This is a genomic window from Streptomyces phaeochromogenes (genome assembly GCF_001418655.1).
Taxonomy (GTDB): Bacteria; Actinomycetota; Actinomycetes; order Streptomycetales; family Streptomycetaceae; genus Streptomyces; species Streptomyces phaeochromogenes.
This window is the reverse complement of the sequence record NZ_LIQZ01000115.1, coordinates 1-16,978: the sequence shown is the minus strand read 5'-3', so window position 1 is coordinate 16,978 and position 16,978 is coordinate 1. Positions and strand designations below refer to the sequence as shown.

General features: G+C 67.3%; 13 protein-coding genes and 1 pseudogene. 5 read left to right on the top strand and 9 right to left on the bottom strand.

The genetic code is table 11. The features are described from left to right. Positions 1 to 34 precede the first annotated feature (34 nt). From AOK17_RS16255 to AOK17_RS16235, 5 genes are read right to left on the bottom strand one after another with little or no spacing between them, the layout of a single operon-like run. Complete coding sequence (locus tag AOK17_RS16255; RefSeq protein ID WP_055613184.1) at positions 35 to 310, bottom strand: PIN domain-containing protein; 276 nt, start codon at positions 308 to 310, stop codon at positions 35 to 37. Then, positions 303 to 509: a hypothetical protein gene (locus AOK17_RS16250; RefSeq protein WP_055613183.1), complete on the bottom strand. Its 207-nt coding sequence runs from the start codon at positions 507 to 509 to the stop codon at positions 303 to 305. The genes AOK17_RS16255 and AOK17_RS16250 overlap by 8 nt, the downstream gene beginning before the upstream one ends. A gap of 12 nt (positions 510 to 521) precedes the next feature. Next, entirely contained in the window at positions 522 to 2,159 is a 1,638-nt protein-coding gene (locus tag AOK17_RS16245) for a hypothetical protein (RefSeq protein WP_055613182.1), read from the bottom strand. A gap of 41 nt (positions 2,160 to 2,200) precedes the next feature. Then, on the bottom strand, positions 2,201 to 2,608 hold the full coding sequence (locus AOK17_RS16240) for a hypothetical protein (protein WP_055613181.1): 408 nt from the start codon (positions 2,606 to 2,608) through the stop codon (positions 2,201 to 2,203). Then, entirely contained in the window at positions 2,605 to 5,001 is a 2,397-nt protein-coding gene (locus AOK17_RS16235) for an AAA family ATPase (RefSeq protein WP_055613180.1), read from the bottom strand. The genes AOK17_RS16240 and AOK17_RS16235 overlap by 4 nt, the downstream gene beginning before the upstream one ends. Positions 5,002 to 5,489: 488 nt before the next feature. On the opposite strand from AOK17_RS16235, the gene AOK17_RS48490 reads away from it, so the two are divergent. Then, entirely contained in the window at positions 5,490 to 7,844 is a 2,355-nt protein-coding gene (locus tag AOK17_RS48490) for a DUF2786 domain-containing protein (protein WP_055613179.1), read from the top strand. A 3-nt stretch (positions 7,845 to 7,847) separates the two neighbouring features. On the opposite strand, the gene AOK17_RS16225 is transcribed toward AOK17_RS48490, so the two are convergent. Further along, the gene (locus AOK17_RS16225; protein ID WP_055613178.1) at positions 7,848 to 9,116 is read right to left on the bottom strand and encodes an McrC family protein; all 1,269 of its coding nucleotides are present in this window, start codon (positions 9,114 to 9,116) and stop codon (positions 7,848 to 7,850) included. Continuing rightward, entirely contained in the window at positions 9,109 to 11,211 is a 2,103-nt protein-coding gene (locus AOK17_RS16220) for an AAA family ATPase (RefSeq protein WP_055613177.1), read from the bottom strand. Before AOK17_RS16220 ends, AOK17_RS16225 begins: the two co-directional genes overlap by 8 nt. Before the next feature lie 139 nt (positions 11,212 to 11,350). On the opposite strand from AOK17_RS16220, the gene AOK17_RS16215 reads away from it, so the two are divergent. Continuing rightward, positions 11,351 to 11,761, top strand: coding sequence for an EVE domain-containing protein (locus AOK17_RS16215; RefSeq protein ID WP_107102413.1), 411 nt, complete (start codon positions 11,351 to 11,353; stop codon positions 11,759 to 11,761). Between the two features lie 182 nt (positions 11,762 to 11,943). Further along, a complete protein-coding gene (locus tag AOK17_RS16210; protein ID WP_055613176.1) occupies positions 11,944 to 13,257 on the top strand; it encodes a hypothetical protein in 1,314 nt (437 codons plus the stop codon). A gap of 193 nt (positions 13,258 to 13,450) precedes the next feature. Here AOK17_RS16210 and AOK17_RS16205 read toward each other — a convergent pair whose 3' ends face one another. Further along, the gene (locus AOK17_RS16205; RefSeq protein WP_055613175.1) at positions 13,451 to 13,888 is read right to left on the bottom strand and encodes an ATP-binding protein; all 438 of its coding nucleotides are present in this window, start codon (positions 13,886 to 13,888) and stop codon (positions 13,451 to 13,453) included. A gap of 161 nt (positions 13,889 to 14,049) precedes the next feature. Between AOK17_RS16205 and AOK17_RS16200 the strand changes: the two genes are divergently transcribed. Together AOK17_RS16200 and AOK17_RS16195 are read left to right on the top strand one after the other, a co-directional pair. Further along, positions 14,050 to 14,928: a helix-turn-helix domain-containing protein gene (locus AOK17_RS16200; RefSeq protein ID WP_055613174.1), complete on the top strand. Its 879-nt coding sequence runs from the start codon at positions 14,050 to 14,052 to the stop codon at positions 14,926 to 14,928. Then, positions 14,925 to 15,110, top strand: a complete 186-nt coding sequence (locus tag AOK17_RS16195; protein ID WP_055613173.1) for a DUF397 domain-containing protein — start codon at positions 14,925 to 14,927, stop codon at positions 15,108 to 15,110. Before AOK17_RS16200 ends, AOK17_RS16195 begins: the two co-directional genes overlap by 4 nt. Before the next feature lie 37 nt (positions 15,111 to 15,147). Here AOK17_RS16195 and AOK17_RS50770 read toward each other — a convergent pair. Further along, positions 15,148 to 16,978 (bottom strand): annotated as a pseudogene (locus AOK17_RS50770) (Eco57I restriction-modification methylase domain-containing protein); the annotation flags it as partial.

The following is a 16,978-nucleotide window of genomic DNA, read 5'->3' as shown; positions in this document are numbered from 1 at the left end:
AGTCCCGAACCGTACGGGCAGCCGCCGACACGCATCACGGCCATGGCGCTCCGGAGGTGTGGTGCGGTGTTGAGGATCTCGAACCGCGGGCCCCCGCCTGTCCAGCGATGAAGTCGAGCGCGTTCATGGCCGCCGCGGGGCCGATCCGCGAGGTCAGTAGATAGCCGAGCTCGGTGAGCACCATGGATGACACCACGAGGTGGCCTGCGCGGGCGAGGGCTCCCTGGTGGGCCGTGTGGCGGGGGTCCTTGGGTGTGAACAACCGGTACAGGGCGTTGGTGTCGGCGATGGCGACCGGAATGTCAGTCATCGGTCCCTGAGTCGTCGGCGGCTGTGCCCATGCCTCGCAGCGCCGCCTGGATCTCGTCGTCGTCCAGCACAGGGCCGCCCAGGTCCGGAAGGCCCAGGTCGCCCATGGGGTCGGTACGGAACAGGTAGGCGGGCCGGCCCGTCAGCGCACCGCGGGGCACGACGTCCACTATGGGCACCCCGTTCTTGGTGATGGTCACTGTCTCCCCGCCTCAGGTCAGGGTGTTGGTGAGGTGCGGACCGATGTAGCCGATGAGGATTCCGTGTTCGGTGCAGGCCCCGTCGTAGTAGTGCAGGCGGGGTGCGACCGTGTTGCCACCGCCTATGCGCAGATGGGCGCCCATGAAGACCCTGCCCTCCGGATGCACGCCGTCGGGGACCGGGAACGTGCGCGCTTTGCGCCAGGCGCCGTTCGTCTTCACCGTCTTCGACTCGTCTCGGACGACCTTGCGGGGTGAGATGACGTGCGACCCCTCGGGTGCGTCAGCGCACCATTGCTTGAAGTCGCAGTTCGCCTTTCCGGTCGCGGCCGCATCGGCGAAGTCCTGGAGCGCCAGCAGCGCGTCCCAGGCCATACGGACCCATGACGAGCCGTAGGCCTGGTCGTCGAGTTCCAGGGTGTACTTGCGACGTCCGGTGAAGTGCACCCGCGGCATGTCATTGACCCGGTCCAGAATCTCCGCGAAGGATGTCGGCGCGTTCGCGGAGAGATCCACCGGCGCGTACGCCTGCTCGGCGGCGCCCAGCTCCAGAAGCCGTCTCTGCAGTTCCCGGACCTGTGCCTTGGCCTTGTGGAGTTCCTTGTACTGCTCGTCGTGGTCGACGACGAGTTGGGTCTCGTTGGCCTCCGCCTGGCGGAGCTCGTGCTTGAGGTCGCGGATCTCGTCGGCCCTGACACGCTGCTCGCGCCCAGCCTCCTCAAGGATCTCCAGCAGGACGTCGTTCTCGTCGCGCAGCCGCTCCAGTTCGGAACTGCCCACGCCGTCCCTGGCCCGCGTACGCATGACGGGTACGGAGTCCAGAGCGTCGGGCAGCGGCAGACGGGTGGCGAGGCTCTGGGGGAGCTGGGCCAGGATGCGGCGGGCCTGCTGCGGTCTCTCGGCGATCACGCGTTTGGACATCACACGGTGCCGCTGGCTGTCGGCGGGCCAGGCGGGATCGACTCCGGGCAGGTAGGTGCGGATGCCGCCGTTGTAGACGCGGTGGTACTCCAGCGCCCGGTTGAGGGCCGACTCGGCGCTCGGTGTGAGGACGTAGAGGATGGCCAGCCCCGCCAGGGGGCGGACGAGGGGGTCGACCGTCTCTTCCAACCAGGCGTCGAAGTCCACACCGTACGGTGTGCTCGCCATGACGACGGGCAGGCGTCGGTTGGCGTCGCACAGTTCGTCGATGACGGATTCGACGTCCTCGGCCTCGATGACCTGCGGCATGGCGGTCACGTCTGCCCGGCCGTCGCGTGCGTCGAGCACGTCGAGCAGGCTCTTGGCCAGCCGGGGCGTCTTGGCGGGTACGGGAATGGCGTCGGGGTCGTCCGGGAGGTGTTCGACGTCCAGCTGCACCCAGGTCGGCCCGTCGGCGACCTGCCGCGTCACCACGGTCGTTTGCCACGTGCCGCCCGGCGCGGTTTCCCGGAGCCGCCAACGTCCGTAGGTGCCCGTCGCGGCGGTGACCGAGTCGTGGTCGAGAGTCACCCCGTGGGCTATTTCGTTGCGGCCCTCGACGAAGGCATCGATGTTGTATCTCTTCGGCGGTTGGGTGAGCCAGTCGCGCAACTGCTCGTCGACCAGCGCCCCGGTCCTCACGTAGTCGGCTTGGCTGGTGACCACCATGCGGTAGCGGCGGGCGTCCATCGTGTGACTCCTGAGATGCGTGAGGGAGACGGGTCGGGGACTCAGGTTTTGCCGGCCGCCAGGACACGCAGCAGTTCGCTCACGTCCTGGTGCCAGGCCCGTACTTCGGCGGGTGTGGGCGGCAGTTCGTACGTGTGGTGATGGCAGGCGGCGCTGAGGCCGGACCAGACGGCGTACCACTGGCGGGCGACGGAGGGGGCGATGTACCACTGCAGGCAGAGCATCCGGGTGCGACCGTTGCTGCGGGTCATGCGAGGGCTGACCGTCTGCCAGTAGGCGTCGAGGGTCTCGTCGAGGGCCAGGCGGAGCAGTATCGCCGCGGCACGTGCTCGGACACCGGGAGTGAGGGTGGTGCTGCCCGGGGGGTTGAGCAGGTGGTCGGCGGCGGTGACAAGAGCGTTCGTGGAGAGACCGCCACTGGGCGCGGAGGAGTGGGCGAGACCGGTCACCGGGCCTGGACCTCCTTGGCGAGCCGTTCCGTACGCCTGACCAGATCACGGTGATCGCCGACAGGTGTGGTCGGGGCCTGGTGGGAGGCCTGGTTCAGTAGCCGGATCAAATCCCGTGCAGAGGTGCCGTGATCGCGTGCGATCGCGTTCAGTACGTCGCCCGGTCCTGCCCCCTCCATGCCCATCGCGATTGCTGCGAGGCCGGTGAGGGGGCCGGGCCGTGTGACCTTCTGCTGGATCTTGCTCTGCTCCAGCCCCGCCTCGCGAAGGGTGCGCCGGGCGGCGGCCTGGTACGCGGCCTCTACTGCGAGGCGGCACATCGGGGGCAGTACCCTGTCGGCCACCTCCGGTGGCAGGTGCGGGTCGAGGGCGACGGCCCTTGCCTCATCCAGCGCCTGGCTCACCGGGTCGCTGACAGGGACGACTTCAACGACCGAGTCGGGCTGCCGGGAGACGTCCATGACCGTGGCTCGCAGGCCGAGGCGGCTGATGGCCTCCTTGAGCCGGGTGTCGTGAGTGAAGACGACGACCTGCCGGTGCTGGGCGTACAGATCGAGGACCCTGGCGAGGCCGTCCACCTTCCCCGGATCCATGGACTGCACCGGGTCGTCGATGATCACGAAACCGAACGGGCTGTCCTGGTGGGTGGCGCGTGGGATGAACAGGGAGAGGGCGAGTGAGTGCAGCTCGCCCTGGCTCATGACGCCGAACGCGGGCGCATCTGCGTCGTCCACGGAGACGGGAAGACTGACCTGCCGCTGCGGGCCGACGCCCGCGAGCCCGATCGCACCCAGCGAGACACTGCTGCGCTCGCACAACAGCCGCCAGATCTCCCCGGATTGGTCGGCAAACGGCTTGAACCGGGCGTCCCGCAACTCATCGGTGAGCGTGCGCAGCCAGGAGCGTACCGCCTTGATCTGCTTGGTGACCGGCTTCGCAGCCTGCGCGGCCTCCGCCTGCCCAAGCCACGCGGACAGCCGTGCTGCTACAGGCTGCCAGCGCCCGTCCTGTGCCGTGATGCGGCGGACGGCGTCGTCGCGCACTTGGAGACAGGCGTCGGCGAGGACGGCCGCGGCGTGTTCCGCGTGCTCCGCCAGCTCGCGTGGCTCACGTACGGCGCGGCAGGCCGTCAGATCGCGCCAGAGTGCGGCGAGTGAGGGTTCGTCGGCCTGGAGCCAGGCAGCGGGTGGCTGCATCAGGTCGTGTACCTCACGTACAGCGGCCGTCAGTTCGCGGTGTGCGGCCTCGGCGTCGGCCGCCTCCGCCTGGAGTCTTTCGACCTGCGCGCGCGTCCGCTCCGCCCAGGCGCGGTCCAGCAGATTCGTGCTGCCGCAGACCGGGCAGTCGGAGACGTCGGGGTGGCGGCGGCGGTGTTCCAGCGCCGTATCGAGCAGTTTGATCAGCTGCCGGGCGTCCTCGGCGGAACCATGACGGGCGTCGTCGGCCACGGCGGCCGCCGAACGCAGCCGGGCCACGGCTTTCGTGATGGTCTGGAGGTCGGGGCTCTCCAGAGCGGCCAGCCGACGCAGCCGGGACAGGTGCACCTCGTCCGCAACACTGTGGCCCTTCAGTAGCGCCCGGACCAGGTCGAAGTCGGGGCTCCGGCCGGACAGGGCCGCGACCGCCTCAGCGGCGCGCGGGTCGTCCACTGTTGACAGCTCCTGGATCACTGTGGCGGTGAGGGCCTTGGCGGCGTTCTCGGTCTCGGTCAGCGTTTTGGCCCGAGCCCGGGCCGCCGTGTCGGTGTCACTGAGGAGTTCGAGGCCGAGGATCCGGGAGATCTCGTCGTGCAAGGCGGTGAGTGGCCCGTTGATGACTGCACCCAGCTGCGTGTAGGGGAGGAATGGCCGATACAGCGTCAGCTGTTCGGCGTCGATCACGTCGTGCAGGTCTTCACCGGTGGGCTTTCCGGCTTGTTCCACGACGGTACGGGACTCATCGAGCCCTTCGCCGTGCCAGACCCGGCGTACGGTCACGGGCTCCTTGCCGCCTTCGCTGTCACCGTCGAAGCAGAGCTCGACACCGACCTCGGGCGAGGAGTGCTCGTGGAGGTTGCGCCAACCCTTCTTCCACACCTGAGTGCGCCCCTGCCAGCGGAAGTTGTCGCCCGTCAGAGCCATTTCCGCAGCCTCGGCGAAGCTCGACTTGCCGGAACCGTTGCGGCCCGTCACCAGCGTCAGCCCGGGGCCGGGACGCAGCTGGACGGTGGCGGCGGGCCCGATGCCTCGCCAGCCGGCCGCGGTGATGGATTGCATGTACACGGTTCCGGAATGGCCACCGCTCCGTGCCTGCGCGGCCGGCAGCAGATCACGCAGCTGGGCCTGCTCTTCCACGGACAGCCCGGATTTGGGCAGGCGGGCGAGGAGTAGATCACGGAGGGCGGTGTCGCTCATGGCTCGGCTTCCTCGGGTGCGCTTGAGGCTGCGGCAGGCGTGCCCGAGGTGTCGCCAGGGGACGGTGTGCCGTTGTCAGTACGAGCATCGCGTGATTCCGTTAGCACTGTCAACATGCTTATTGAAATCTCCATCGATCAAGGATGTGTACATTCGTTCTAGGGTCTTCGCTCGCCGAGTGCGTCTCAAGGGCACCCGAGGTGTCAGCGCTTGGAAATCTCGACCTTGACCATTGCGTGATCCATGTTGTCGGCGAACTCCAGGACACCCCGTTGGGGCTCCGGCGCCCTGGGTGCGACACCTGGGCTGAAAAAGGCCTGTCCTGACTGCTGTTGAGCCTGATCTGATCTTGCCTGTGGCCTATGACGAGCCACTGACAGCGGCCGTGATCCGGCCGTTGTCGAGGTTCATAGGATGTGAACTCGTTTCGATCGCGGGGTGCGGACGGCCGCCTCGTGCGGTTGGCCCATGGGGAGGGCGTAAACGTCATGACGGAGCAGAGCACAGCCCATGCACCGGCTTCGGTTGCGGACTTCGGCTCGGCCCGAGAGGTCTGGCTGCGGGCGCGGGTCACTGAGCTGAGTGAGGCGCTGACTGACTTCGGTCCGCAGCTGCATGCCCTGATCCCCGCGGATCTGGGAGACCGGCGGCTGGTGGACGCCCTGGTCCTGTGCCGAGTCGCGGCAGACGAGGCACGCGTCCAGCCTGTCGCGGAGACAGCCGCGTGGCTGGAGCTGCTGATCCCGCACGGTCATCGTCACGACCTGGCCGACGCCGTGCGCCAGCTGCGCTCCGCTCTCACCGTGGCCGAGGACCCGGCGCTGTGGTCCTGGCACGCGCGGGAGTGGGAGGAACTCGTCCTCGCGCTCTGGAGGAGTGACCGGGTCAGGGCTGTCGAGCCTGGCCGGACCGACGACGAACTGGTCTCGCGGTGGGGTGTGCGGACGACCGACAGCCTGTACCCCGAGCGGGCGCAGCACGAGAACGGGCTGTCGCTCACGTCGTTGACAGAACATCTCACGGACGAGACCGAAGAACCCCTGAGTCTGCTCGCGGAGGCGGTCCTGTCGCAGCGGCATGTCGTCGAGGCGATCGAGAACTCCCTGGCCGTGTACGAGGGTGGTCTTCAGGGCGCCAAACACCTCGCTCTCATAGCCGAACAGCAGCTCTATGTAGGGGAGCTGGGAGCGTGGTGCGACAAGCATGCGGGAGGCACGTCCCAAGCGACGGAAGACTTTCTGACAGAGCTGTACGAGTCCACGGAGACCTACTCCGCCGAGGTTCTCGATCCGTTGATCCGCTCTCTCTCGGCCTACGAGCGAACCCTGTTCCGCACCGCCATGTCCCCCGAGCGGCGTGACGGGAACGCCTACCTGACAGAATTCGTCGACTGCGTGGCAAACCCTTCGGCAAGCGCGTGGACGGACGGTGCGCTCGACACCGGTGTCGCGGAGGAAGCTGCCGAACGCCAGGCGCGAGGGGAGCTCACCTGGCACTCCATGCGCGGCTCCGTGCCGGTCTGGTACCACATCGTCACCTCCCCCCAGGAGCGAGCGGCCGCACTGGCCTTCTCCGGAACGGCCTCGTCGTCCGCGATCCGCGTGGACGTCGATGTCGTCCTGGCCCGTCAGGGGACCCTGTTCGAGGGGCTGGGATTGGACGGACCGGAGGACTGGTATCCCGAGCCCGGTATCGAGCTGCGCTACTCCCAGCACAGCGCCACCGACCTGTGCGAACTCCTGAGTCTTGCCGAACTCGGTCACGCCCGCCTGGAGTTCGTGATCCGGGGTACGGACGGCCGATTCGAACTGCTCCGGTCGATGCGGGCCGAGATCCGGGACGCCGACGCCTCGGCCTGGTGCCGGGGCGCGCTGTACGGCCTGCGGAAACTGGTACCGGACGTCGATGACCTGGCGGACGTGATCGCGTCCGAAGAGTCCACGGAGCAGCAGGACGAAGACGAATGGGAAGACGGGTGGGACGACGAAGAGGAGGACGGTCAGGGTCGTCCGGACCCCACCTCCACCGCGAGCGGCGCGGACAGCCTCGAGACGCCTGCGCCGCCCAAGTCCGCCCGGCTGTCCGACGAGCTGCTGGCCAAGGTGAAGGCCATCCTGCGCCAGGCCGAGGACCCGGCGGCCACGAATGCCGAGGCGGAGGCCTTCTTGCAGAAGGCGACGGCGATGATGGCCAAGTACGGCATCGAGCAGGCCATGCTGCGCGGTGACGACCCCGCCGCTCGCGAAAGGCCGGCGGATCGTGTGGTCGAGGTCGTCGCCCCCTGGATGGGCGAGTGCAAGCGACTCCTGTCGGCCATCGCATTCGCGATGCGCTGCCAGCCCGTCTATCCAGGGGGCAAGGCGAACAAGCACCGGGTCCACCTGTTCGGCTTCCCCTCGGACCTGCACTCCGTCGAAGTCCTGTACGCGAGTCTGCGCCTGCAGATGCTGCAAGGAGCCGAACGAGCAGACGCACGGCTCCGGCCGCCGGGGGAGCTCCCGCGGGCCTACAAGCGTTCCTGGATGCTCGGCTTCATCAGGGCCGTGGCCCTGCGGATCGGTGAGGCTGAACGCGCGGCCCGGGAGGACAGCGAGCGTGACCGCGCCGAGGCCGCCGCGACGGACCCCTCCGTACAAGGTCGCAGCGTGGCACTCGTCCTCGCCGACCGGACCACCGAGGTCGAGACCGAGGTCGCCTCTCGCTACCCGAAGCTGGGCAAGGTACGGCGTACGCGCTTCACCGGCAGCGGATACCGGCAGGGGCATGTGGACGGGCAGCAGGCCGACATCGGAGGCCTCGCTCTGGACGACGAGAACGAGGAGTGGGACGAGCTCACCGCTTGATCGTCATCGTCGTGGCGGTAGCGGGGCTTGGACGGAGGCCAGTACTGACCGGATCCGCGTGGTCGCGGCGTCGGGAAGCGCATGGGTGTCGATGCCGAGGACGTCGATGATGCCGAGTCCGCCCCGCGGGCTGTCGACCTGGAGGGTGCGGTGGGCGTGTCCACCGGGCCGGGGATGGATGATCACGCCTCTCGGGGCGTCGCTGGGGGCGTAGCCGACGCTGTAGGTGAGGAGTTGGTGGATGTCGGCGGCACTGATGCTGTGGCGGTCGTAGCGCTTGTACTTCGCGTCCACCGGCAGCAGCGTGCGTTGGACCGCGTCACGCCGGGGAAGGCTGAGCAGGAGATCGGGTCGGAAGGCGGAGGTGCTGCCGAGGTCTCCACGCACGGTGATCGCCCTCGGGCCACTGCTGGCAACGGCGTGCCCACCGTGCAGAGCGCAGGCCTCGGTTGCCAGTCGGCGAACGACTGCCTCCCAGAGCGCGGGCATGGCCAGCAGCAGGCCGTCCGCCGTGGTGCCGTGGTCGGTGAGAAGGTCGGTCACGCCTCCGCCGCGCAGCAAGAGGCGGGCCCAGGTGTGGGCGGCACGGTAACGGGCGTTCAGACGCGTGTATTGGGTGCGGTCCAGAGCGCGCAGCGCCGCGGCCGGGGTGGGAGCACACGGAAAGGCGGCGGCGATTCCGTGGAGGTCGCGGGCCAGGTCGGAGCCGGCGGCCAGGCTGAGCGCGGCCCTCAGCGCGCTCCCCAGGACGCGGTTGTCCCAGATGTCCGGCTCCCGGTCGAAGGTATGGACGTGTAGCTGGTCCAGTTGCCCGTAGCGGCGGGTGGCCTGGGCGGCGGCGTCCAGGCGTCCTCGGAGCACCGGTTCGAGACTCTGGCGGCGTACGTAGTCCCGGCGCAGTCCCTCCCGCAGCAGCTTCTCGCACTCCCCGAGAAGGGCGGCGGCCACCAGGTCGGCGTAGCCGTCGGGGCCGATGGCCCAACGTCTGGCGGTCGCCGGGACGGGTGCGCCGAGGGCGTAGGCGAGCCAGCTCATGAGCTGCTCTCCCGGGATGGCGAACTTGGGCTCGACGATCAGGCGGACACGGTCCAGGACCAGGATCCCGACGGTCCCGTCCGCCTTGAGCCGCCACCCGGTGCGCTCCGGGGACAGCGTGAGGCAGCCGCGTGCCTGAAGCGCACCCAGGCGGTCGATGTCGCTGGGTGTGAGTTGTTCGAAGCCCAGTTGGGCGGACTCGTATTCGCCGAGCCGGACCTCGGTGCGGTCAGGCATCGGGGCCCGGCGCGCCGCTGGTGAACTCGGTCGCCAGCGCGTCGGCGAGATCCTGCGAGGACATGAGGACGGGGCGTCCGGTGTCCGCGTCGACGAGGCCGCCGAGGATGCGGTGCAGCAGGTCGGCCCGGCCGAGGCAGTAGTCCTCCAGGAGCGGGATCACCTCGTGGTGGAAGGCAGCGGCCAGATCCTCCTCGGTGGCGATCGGCTCGCCGTCGCGCAGCAGGTAGGCGTGCCCGATCTGGTGGTCGGCGTCGAGATGGCGGGTGATGCGGGTGTTGAGGGACTCGAAGAACGCGGCCAGGTCGAGAGGGCCGACGGTTCCCGAGACGGCGTCCGGGTCGGGGCCGACGGGCAGGAAGGCGAAGCGGCGGCGGACTGCAGCGTCCAGGTGGCTGATGCTCCGGTCCGCGGTGTTCATCGTGCCGATGATCCGGACGTTCGTCGGCACGGCGAAGCGCCGCTTGCTGATTGGCAGGGCGACCGGCAGGTTCCGCTTGTCGAGTTCGAGGAGCGTTATCAACTCACCGAAGATCCGCGGCAGGTCACCGCGGTTGATCTCGTCGATGACCAGAAGGAACGTCTGCTCGGGGTGGGTGGTAGCCCGGCTGCACAGGGTGTGGAACAGACCGTCCGCGAGGGCGAGGGTGAGTCCGGGGCCCGTGGCGCTCAGGTCCGGCTTGAAGCCCTCTACGAAGTCCTCGTATCCGTACGAGGGGTGGAACGTGACCAGGTGGATACGGTCGCCGTGCAGCATCTGGGCCTGGGCCTCGGCACGTTGGCGGGCGTCGGCTCCGAGCACGTCGGCGCGGCCCGCCAGGGCGAGGGCAGCGCCGAGCGCGAGCCGGGTCTTGCCTGTACCGGGTGGCCCGTGCAGGATCACCTGCCCTTTGCGCTCCAGCGCGTCCAGTACGGCTTGTACGTCCTCGGGCAGCGTGACTGGCACGCCCGCCTGAGCCTGGCCCGTGTCCGGGCTGGAGTCGGCTTGGTGTGCGGTGAACTTGGCGAAGAGGGCCGGGTCGACCTTGGCGAAGGTGGAACGCCATCCGTGCTGGGGCTTCGACAGCTTCTGTCCGTGGGAGACGTCCCAATTCACTGAGACGACTTGCGGAAATTCCGGACGGTCCGGTTCGAAGCGATAGTTCCCGTCGACCGTGCCGGTGGCCAGGATCTCGTCCATCCCGCGGTTGGCGACGACCTGGTCTCCCGCCTCCAGGTCCCGGAAGGCCAGCAGCCGGCGGGCGAGAGTCAGACTGCCCCCACTGCTGCGCGGCCAGTGCTCATCCAACGCCTGCTTCAGTTCGGTGTCGCTCTGGTACTGGCCGAGATCACCGAGTTCGCCCCATCCGACGCAGATGAACCCGCCGTCCCGGCACTCCTCCCACAAGCGGCCGCGCTCACCGGGGGCGATCTTCCAGATGGTGCGCTGCCGGGGACGCGGATCGAAGTGCCTGTACAGGAAGCGCATCACCTCCTGCCCCGTCCAGCCTTCGAACTCGACACGCTCGCCCACGAGTTCCCGCAGCTGACGATTTCTGCGCCAGGCAGGTGCGTCGGCCTCCGCCGCGCCGCCCAGCAGGGTGACGAACCTGCGCAGATGCTCGGCCGCGTAGATGGGCAGGAAGTGCTGGGGGAAATAGGTAGCGAGTGACTTCGTCACCAACGTTGGCCCGAATCGCAGCACTTCGAGGTCGTCCAGAGCCTCGAAGTCTCCCGACCTGACGGCGTCGAAGGCCCGGACGAACTGTCCGCGCAGTTCCGCCCAAGCGTCCTGCGGATCCATGCCGCGCAGGGGAGCTGCCAGCCGCCACTCGCCGGAGACGTGGTGATACATGATGTGCTTCGCGGCACTGCCGCCCTTGATGCTGCCCAGGTGCGGAGTGCCGAACTCCATGAGTCGGCAGTACGCCGGCCCCGATGCGGACGGCGCGACCTGCCCGAGGGCGTAGCGCGCCAGCGGCAGCCTCGCCCACTCCTCCAGCGGAAACAGGGACAGCACCTGCTTGCGCTCGTCCTCGGCCGCCGACTCGATCTCCGCCACGGCACGCCGGTCGAACTCGGCCGCCGCCGCGCGCACATCCACCCCACCTGTCATAAAGGTCATCATGCCGGAATCGGCGGCAATGTCCCCTGAGCAAACCGAGGTTGAGTGACTTCCTGCGGGCGGCCTACGCGGGTGGCACCATGGCGGGCCACGGCGAATCCGTTCCTGGGTCAGAGCGGACGCCACGGCGATGGGGGAGATCGTGGAGGACTGGATCTACATCCTCAACCCGAACAAGGACACCCTGGACGGGGAGCCTTCCGGCAAGGAGACCATCCGCCGTCTCGCCCGCGAAGACCCCGGCCGCGACTTCTGGCTCAGCCGACGCAACCGCATGAACCCAGGCGACCGCCTGTGGTTCTTCTTCAGCCACCCGGAATCGGCGGTAGCCGCGGTGGGCGAGGTCGACAGGGAGCCCCGGGAGGTCCCCGACGACCCGGACTTCCCGTACCGGGTCGATGTGACCCTGCTGCCCAAAGCGACGGACGCGCTGAACCGCGATCCGGTGGGCCGGGACGAGCTGGAACTCGGCCAGGTGCGGTCGGTGCAGAAGGTCAAGCCGGGGGCGTTGCCGATCTTGCTGGCCCGGGCCGGTCTGTGAGACGACCGCGGCTTCGCGACGTTCTTGATCTGGACAATCCAGATCATCGCAGGTGAGGGGCACCCTTTCGTTGTCAGATCGTCAGTTCACCTGGAGACGGCGCCCGTAGCTGAATACACGAGGTTCATGCCGTTCTTGTCGGACGTCAGCCGTAGGCTGTCGCTGGAAAACTGGGGGAGACGATGACTGACGACCGCAAGGCAATCGTTCCGGTGTGGACGCTGGCGACCGGTGACGTCCGGGTGCCCGCATTGGCCGGAGACGAGCCGATGACGGCAGAGCGCTTGGCCGAACTGCGCAGTGTGCTGGCCGGCCTGGCCGACGAGCCGATTGCCACACTTGAGGTGCATCCGCTACCCGACAAGCTCGACCGCAGCCGAGGTATTCCGCTCGATGCCGCGAGTCCCTTGGCACAGCACCTGTCGCAGCTCATCACGCAATCAGCGCGAAGTTCCTCCGTGGCCGCTACGGCGACCGCTGCCGGCGAAGGCCTGTATCGCATGGTGGTTCCGGCGAAGGTTGCCGCCCAGTTCGGTCAGGGCATCGTTCGCCCGATGGCGGCGAAGGGGGTGGCCGGTGGCATCCGCGGTGCGCTCGTGAACTCAACGGGCATCGTCGGCGGTGCGACGTTCGTGCCAGTTGGTAAAGCGGCAGCAGCAGGCGCAGTCGGCGGAGCCGGTGCAACAGCCGGCGTCGCGGTAGCCGGTAGCGCGGCGCTCACTGTGGCCGCGCCGCTCGTGCTCATGGCCGTAGCGGTGGGGGTGAGCGCGAATGCCGATTGCAAGCGCCAGCAGGCTATTGAACACATCACAGAACTGCTGGAGCAGCTGCACGAAGAGAAGCTCGATGACGAGCGCAGCGAACTCGACGGCTGCCGCGATGCCATTGACAAAGCCACCGCCATTCTTCTCGATCAGGGCAAGCTCGGTGTCTCGCTAGGACTGGACTCGGCAGTGCACGCCATCAGCAAGGCGCTGGCCGCCGCTGACCGCCGCCTTGTCCAGTGGCAGAGCGCACTCGACAAGTTGCCCGACGGCAAGGCCGTCGAGATCGGCACGCTGACCAAGTCGTTCCCCGGCATCGACGATCAGGGCGGCACATTCCGCACTCACCTCGAACTCGCCGCCCTGGCCATTGCGCTGAAGCAGCGGGTCATCGTCCTGCAGGCCGTCGAGCATGCCCAGAGCGACCCTGGCAACTTGTTCGAGAACTTCGCTCGCGCACTCAAGACCGACCATCAGCGCCTCGACAAACTGGAGTCGAGCATCGCCGGTGTCCTGCGACGACTGTCGGCGCTGGAACTGGCACGTCCGCAGGGTTTGAGGCCCGTCTTCACAACCGGTGAAGTCGATCGCCTGATGCGCGCGGTAAACCGGATTCACAAGCTGGGCGACGGCGTCGTGGTCAATAGCCCCACGACAGACGTGGCGGTTGAGATTGCCCGCGACAAGGACGGCTCGGTGGTTGTGTTCCCTGCGCTGCCCGCGTCGGCGTAGGCGCGGTCGCACTCACTTGGTGCGTGATGCGGGGTTGCCTGAAACCTTGAACGCGGTTGTGGCTCTCTTGCATTGTTCAGCACCGTGAGTGGTGTTCCCCCTCGCGTCCCCTGGCTGGGAACGGATCGTGGCGAGGGTGTGTGGCAGGGGCGGAACGGGGATGCTGCCCCAACTGGCCTGTGGGGGAGGGGCTTCAGCATGACCGCGGACTCATCTCCGCCCACACGGTCTTGCCGCCCGGCGGATAGGGATCCGTGCCCCAGCGGTCGGCGAGGGCGGAGACCAGGAGTAGGCCGCGGCCGGACTCGTTCGCCGCGTCCAAGGCCGTGGGAACGACTGGAAGTTGTTCGCCGCGTGGGTCCGTGACCGAGCAGCGTACGGTGCCGGTTGCCTCGTCCAGGGTGAGGGCGACCTGGAAGTCGCGGCCCTGGATGCGGCCGTGCAGCGCGGCGTTGGCAGCGAGTTCGGCCACGACCTGTTCGGCGCGTTCGGTGACGGCGGGTGACACCTGCCAGGCCTGGAGCCGCTCGACGGCGAGCAGTCGGGCGAGGCGTGCGCCGCGGCGGGTGGAGGACAGCCGCTGGGCGAAAGTGCGTACGACGGCGATGGCTTGGGGTGTGGGGGCGCTCATGAGACCACCGTGGGGGAGCGCGGGGGAGTGTTCCAGAGCTGCAGCCCGTACGCTGCGTCAGCGTACGGGGACGTTCTGTAGACGGTACGTCGATCTTGCCGTCACTCTGGGTGAGTCGATCGCGGGGAACAGCGCACGTACGCACCTGGAGGTGGCCGCGTATGACCGACTGTACGGAGAGCATGGACGGCGCGGGCAGTGATGACCTGACCGCCTGTGAGGCGGAGCGGGAGCCCGACCCCTCGGACAGTCTGCGGACCTTCGGGGCCGTCGTCCAGGCCCTGCGCGAGCACGCCGGGTTCAGTAGAGCCGACTTCGGGGACCTGGTCCGGTTCTCCAAACACACCGTGGAGTCGGTGGAGTTGGGGCGCCGGATGCCGGACGAGTCCTTCGTGGAGCGGGCGGAGGAGGTACTGGGGAACACTGGCGCGCTGCGGAGGGCGGCGAGATTTCTTACGCGGGGGGAGGCGGGGCTGGCGGCTTGGTTTCGGCGGTGGGCTCGGCTGGAGCGGGTGGCGGTGAGTCTTTGTACGTATGAGTGCAGGCTGGTGCCGGGGTTGTTGCAGTCGGAGGGGTATGCGCGGGCGGTGTTCGGCAACAGCATTCCGCCGTTGTCGGACGAGCAGCTGGAGGCCCAGGTCGCTGCTCGATTGGAACGCCAGAAGCTGTTGCGTGAGAGGCCGAATGTCCCGTTCAGCTTCATCGTGGAGGAGCACATGTTTCGGCGACGGCTCGGCGGAACCGAGGTGACGCGGGGCTTGCTTGACCACGTGCTGGAACTCACTGCTCAGCGCAATGTGACGCTTCAGGTCGTGCCGCTGGACGCTAAGTTCCACGCGTGCCTGGACGGTCCTGTGAGGCTTCTGGAGACGCCGGAGCGTCGGCGGCTCGCGTACTCGGAAGGACAGCAGAACGGGCGTCTGATCAGCGACGCGAAAGAGGTGAGCCTCCTCTACCAGTGCTATGGCACACTGCGCTCGCAGGCCCTGAACCCCCAAGACTCGCGGGGCCTGGTGGAGCGAATGCGAGGAGAGCTATGAGCACGACGGAACTCGCTTGGTCCAAGTCCAGCTACAGCGGCACCCAGGGCGACGACTGCGTTGAGGTCGCTGTCACTGAACAGGCCATCTGCGTACGGGACTCCAAGGATGTGACGCGCCCTCACTTCGCGGTCGGGCGTGACGGCTGGATGTCGTTCGTGCGGTACGCCGCGCACAGCTGAGCCTTTTGGGCGGGCCCAGCCGTACGGCGATTGAACCTCAGCAGGCCTCGGGCCGGGCCTCGTGTCGGGGGCCCTGGCCTGAGGGCGGGGTGAGGGGCGAGGTGTAGTTCGCGCCGTCCACCAGCGGGTTTTCCACGCTGAGTCCGACCTTCGCCATGCGGTCGTATTCTGTGAGGACCAGGCGCTTGGTTCGGTACTCGCCGTACTTGGAGATCTCGTTGTACTTGAGGCCGCCCTTCTTGTCGGTCTGGAATGACTCCAGGATGTAGTCGGCGTCGTCGCGAGAGACTCCGTAGAGGTGGAAGAGCAACGCGTCTAGTTCGGCGCGGATCACCATCCGGCGGGATTCATTCCAGTGGAAGGGGGCCTCTGTGTCGCCGAGGCCCCGGGCGAATGCCTCCATGTCGTGGGATGTATAGGTGAGCTCAAGGACACGGCGTGTGATGAAGGATGCGAAGGGGGCAACTGTGCTCGGTGATGGAGCGGGCAGTTGTTCGGAGACCCCCTGCGGGACACTCGGCTGCGTCAGACTATTGCGCAGCGCGTAATCGAAGACGAAGGAGTTATAGATGGCTGCCAGGAGGGGCAGCTGATGGACTTCGGGGCCCGCAGAGATGATCCAGCCGTATGAGGCTGCTCCCCAGGGGATGATCGCCGCAATCGATGTCCGTTCGTCTGTGCTGCGAGCAACCCGGCGGTGCCCGAGGAGTGCGGATGAGGGCTTCACCTTGCGGCGATCCATGCGTTCTCGTACCACGGATTCCTCTACCCAATACTCGGGCAGCGTGACAAATTCCGCGGTGTCCAGGTCTCGCAGTGTCGGTTCCGCCGAGGAGACCGAGTTTGCGAATCGGTGCGTGAACTGATGCCCCATACGTCCTTCATGCAGAGCCAGCATCCGCTCGTTTCCCCGAACGAAGGTGTTTCCCTCCAGTTGCCACCCTTCGTTCTCAAGGGAGTCTCGGTTGCGGAAAAGGCGAAAGTCGTCCGTCATGTCGAACAGCCGCTTGAATTCTAGCCCCCAGGGGTTCCCGGACGGATGGGATCTGTTTCGGAGGGGTTGTGACTTTCGATAGATGTCGACCATCAGGTCGGCGTCACGACGTGTGCGGAACACTGGCAGTGTGCCTGTGTTCGGGTTGATCAGGGAAATCTCCTCAGGGGAGAGTGTGAACACGGCTTTGCCGTCGGCGAGTTCATCGGGGTGACCGAGGAAGAACGCGAAACGCGCGGCAGGCTCGGTCAGGCCGCGGCCGGTGAGGGAGATCAGAGAGAATTGATAGCTGGCGTGCACCGCAGGGAAAATCCTGATTCGCTTGCCATTCTCAAAGTCATATAGGTGCTTGACTACACTCCGCCGTGTCAGGTCCTGGAAGAGGAACTGCGCACTCGCTCCCGTCGCGACTTGTGTTGGGACGACTGCTCCGCAACGTCCCTGCTGCCCGGTGATGGAAACGAACCGCTCAGTGAACAGTTGGTCGGTTTGGAGGAAGTTGACGCCTTTGACTGCCAACCCCTTGCTGACGAGAGGGAATGTGCCCGACTGGCCAAAGTACAGGAACGTCGACTTTACCCGTCGCCGAGCAGCTCGATAGCGCTCCCCTTCCTCTGGGTTTTCGGTTGACCATGCCGCGATCTCCACTCGACGGGCTGTTCCAGAGATCAGGGCAAGGCTTGGTTCAACGACGCTGAAGTACTCCTGATCCTTGAAGTCGACCTTGTCCCACGGCGGATTCCCCAACACACAGTCGAAGCCCCCCGCCCACCCCGTAACCGGATCAACCCCCGACGCCGTCAGATCCTCCGGCACATTGAAGACATCCGGAAACTCCAAGTGCCAGTGGAAGAACCGGTACTCCCCACTCAGC

What these genes read in the sequence shown, in the direction of transcription:
- AOK17_RS16225 (WP_055613178.1), bottom strand. Translation starts at nt 9,116, where the DNA reads ATGCCTGACCGCACCGAGGTCCGGCTCGGCGAATACGAGTCCGCCCAA.
- AOK17_RS48490 (WP_055613179.1), top strand. Translation starts at nt 5,490, where the DNA reads ATGACGGAGCAGAGCACAGCCCATGCACCGGCTTCGGTTGCGGACTTC.
- AOK17_RS16195 (WP_055613173.1), top strand. Translation starts at nt 14,925, where the DNA reads ATGAGCACGACGGAACTCGCTTGGTCCAAGTCCAGCTACAGCGGCACC.
- AOK17_RS16210 (WP_055613176.1), top strand. Translation starts at nt 11,944, where the DNA reads ATGACTGACGACCGCAAGGCAATCGTTCCGGTGTGGACGCTGGCGACC.
- AOK17_RS16245 (WP_055613182.1), bottom strand. Translation starts at nt 2,159, where the DNA reads ATGGACGCCCGCCGCTACCGCATGGTGGTCACCAGCCAAGCCGACTAC.
- AOK17_RS16205 (WP_055613175.1), bottom strand. Translation starts at nt 13,888, where the DNA reads ATGAGCGCCCCCACACCCCAAGCCATCGCCGTCGTACGCACTTTCGCC.
- AOK17_RS16255 (WP_055613184.1), bottom strand. Translation starts at nt 310, where the DNA reads ATGACTGACATTCCGGTCGCCATCGCCGACACCAACGCCCTGTACCGG.
- AOK17_RS16220 (WP_055613177.1), bottom strand. Translation starts at nt 11,211, where the DNA reads ATGACAGGTGGGGTGGATGTGCGCGCGGCGGCGGCCGAGTTCGACCGG.
- AOK17_RS16215 (WP_107102413.1), top strand. Translation starts at nt 11,351, where the DNA reads ATGGGGGAGATCGTGGAGGACTGGATCTACATCCTCAACCCGAACAAG.
- AOK17_RS16200 (WP_055613174.1), top strand. Translation starts at nt 14,050, where the DNA reads ATGACCGACTGTACGGAGAGCATGGACGGCGCGGGCAGTGATGACCTG.
- AOK17_RS16235 (WP_055613180.1), bottom strand. Translation starts at nt 5,001, where the DNA reads ATGAGCGACACCGCCCTCCGTGATCTACTCCTCGCCCGCCTGCCCAAA.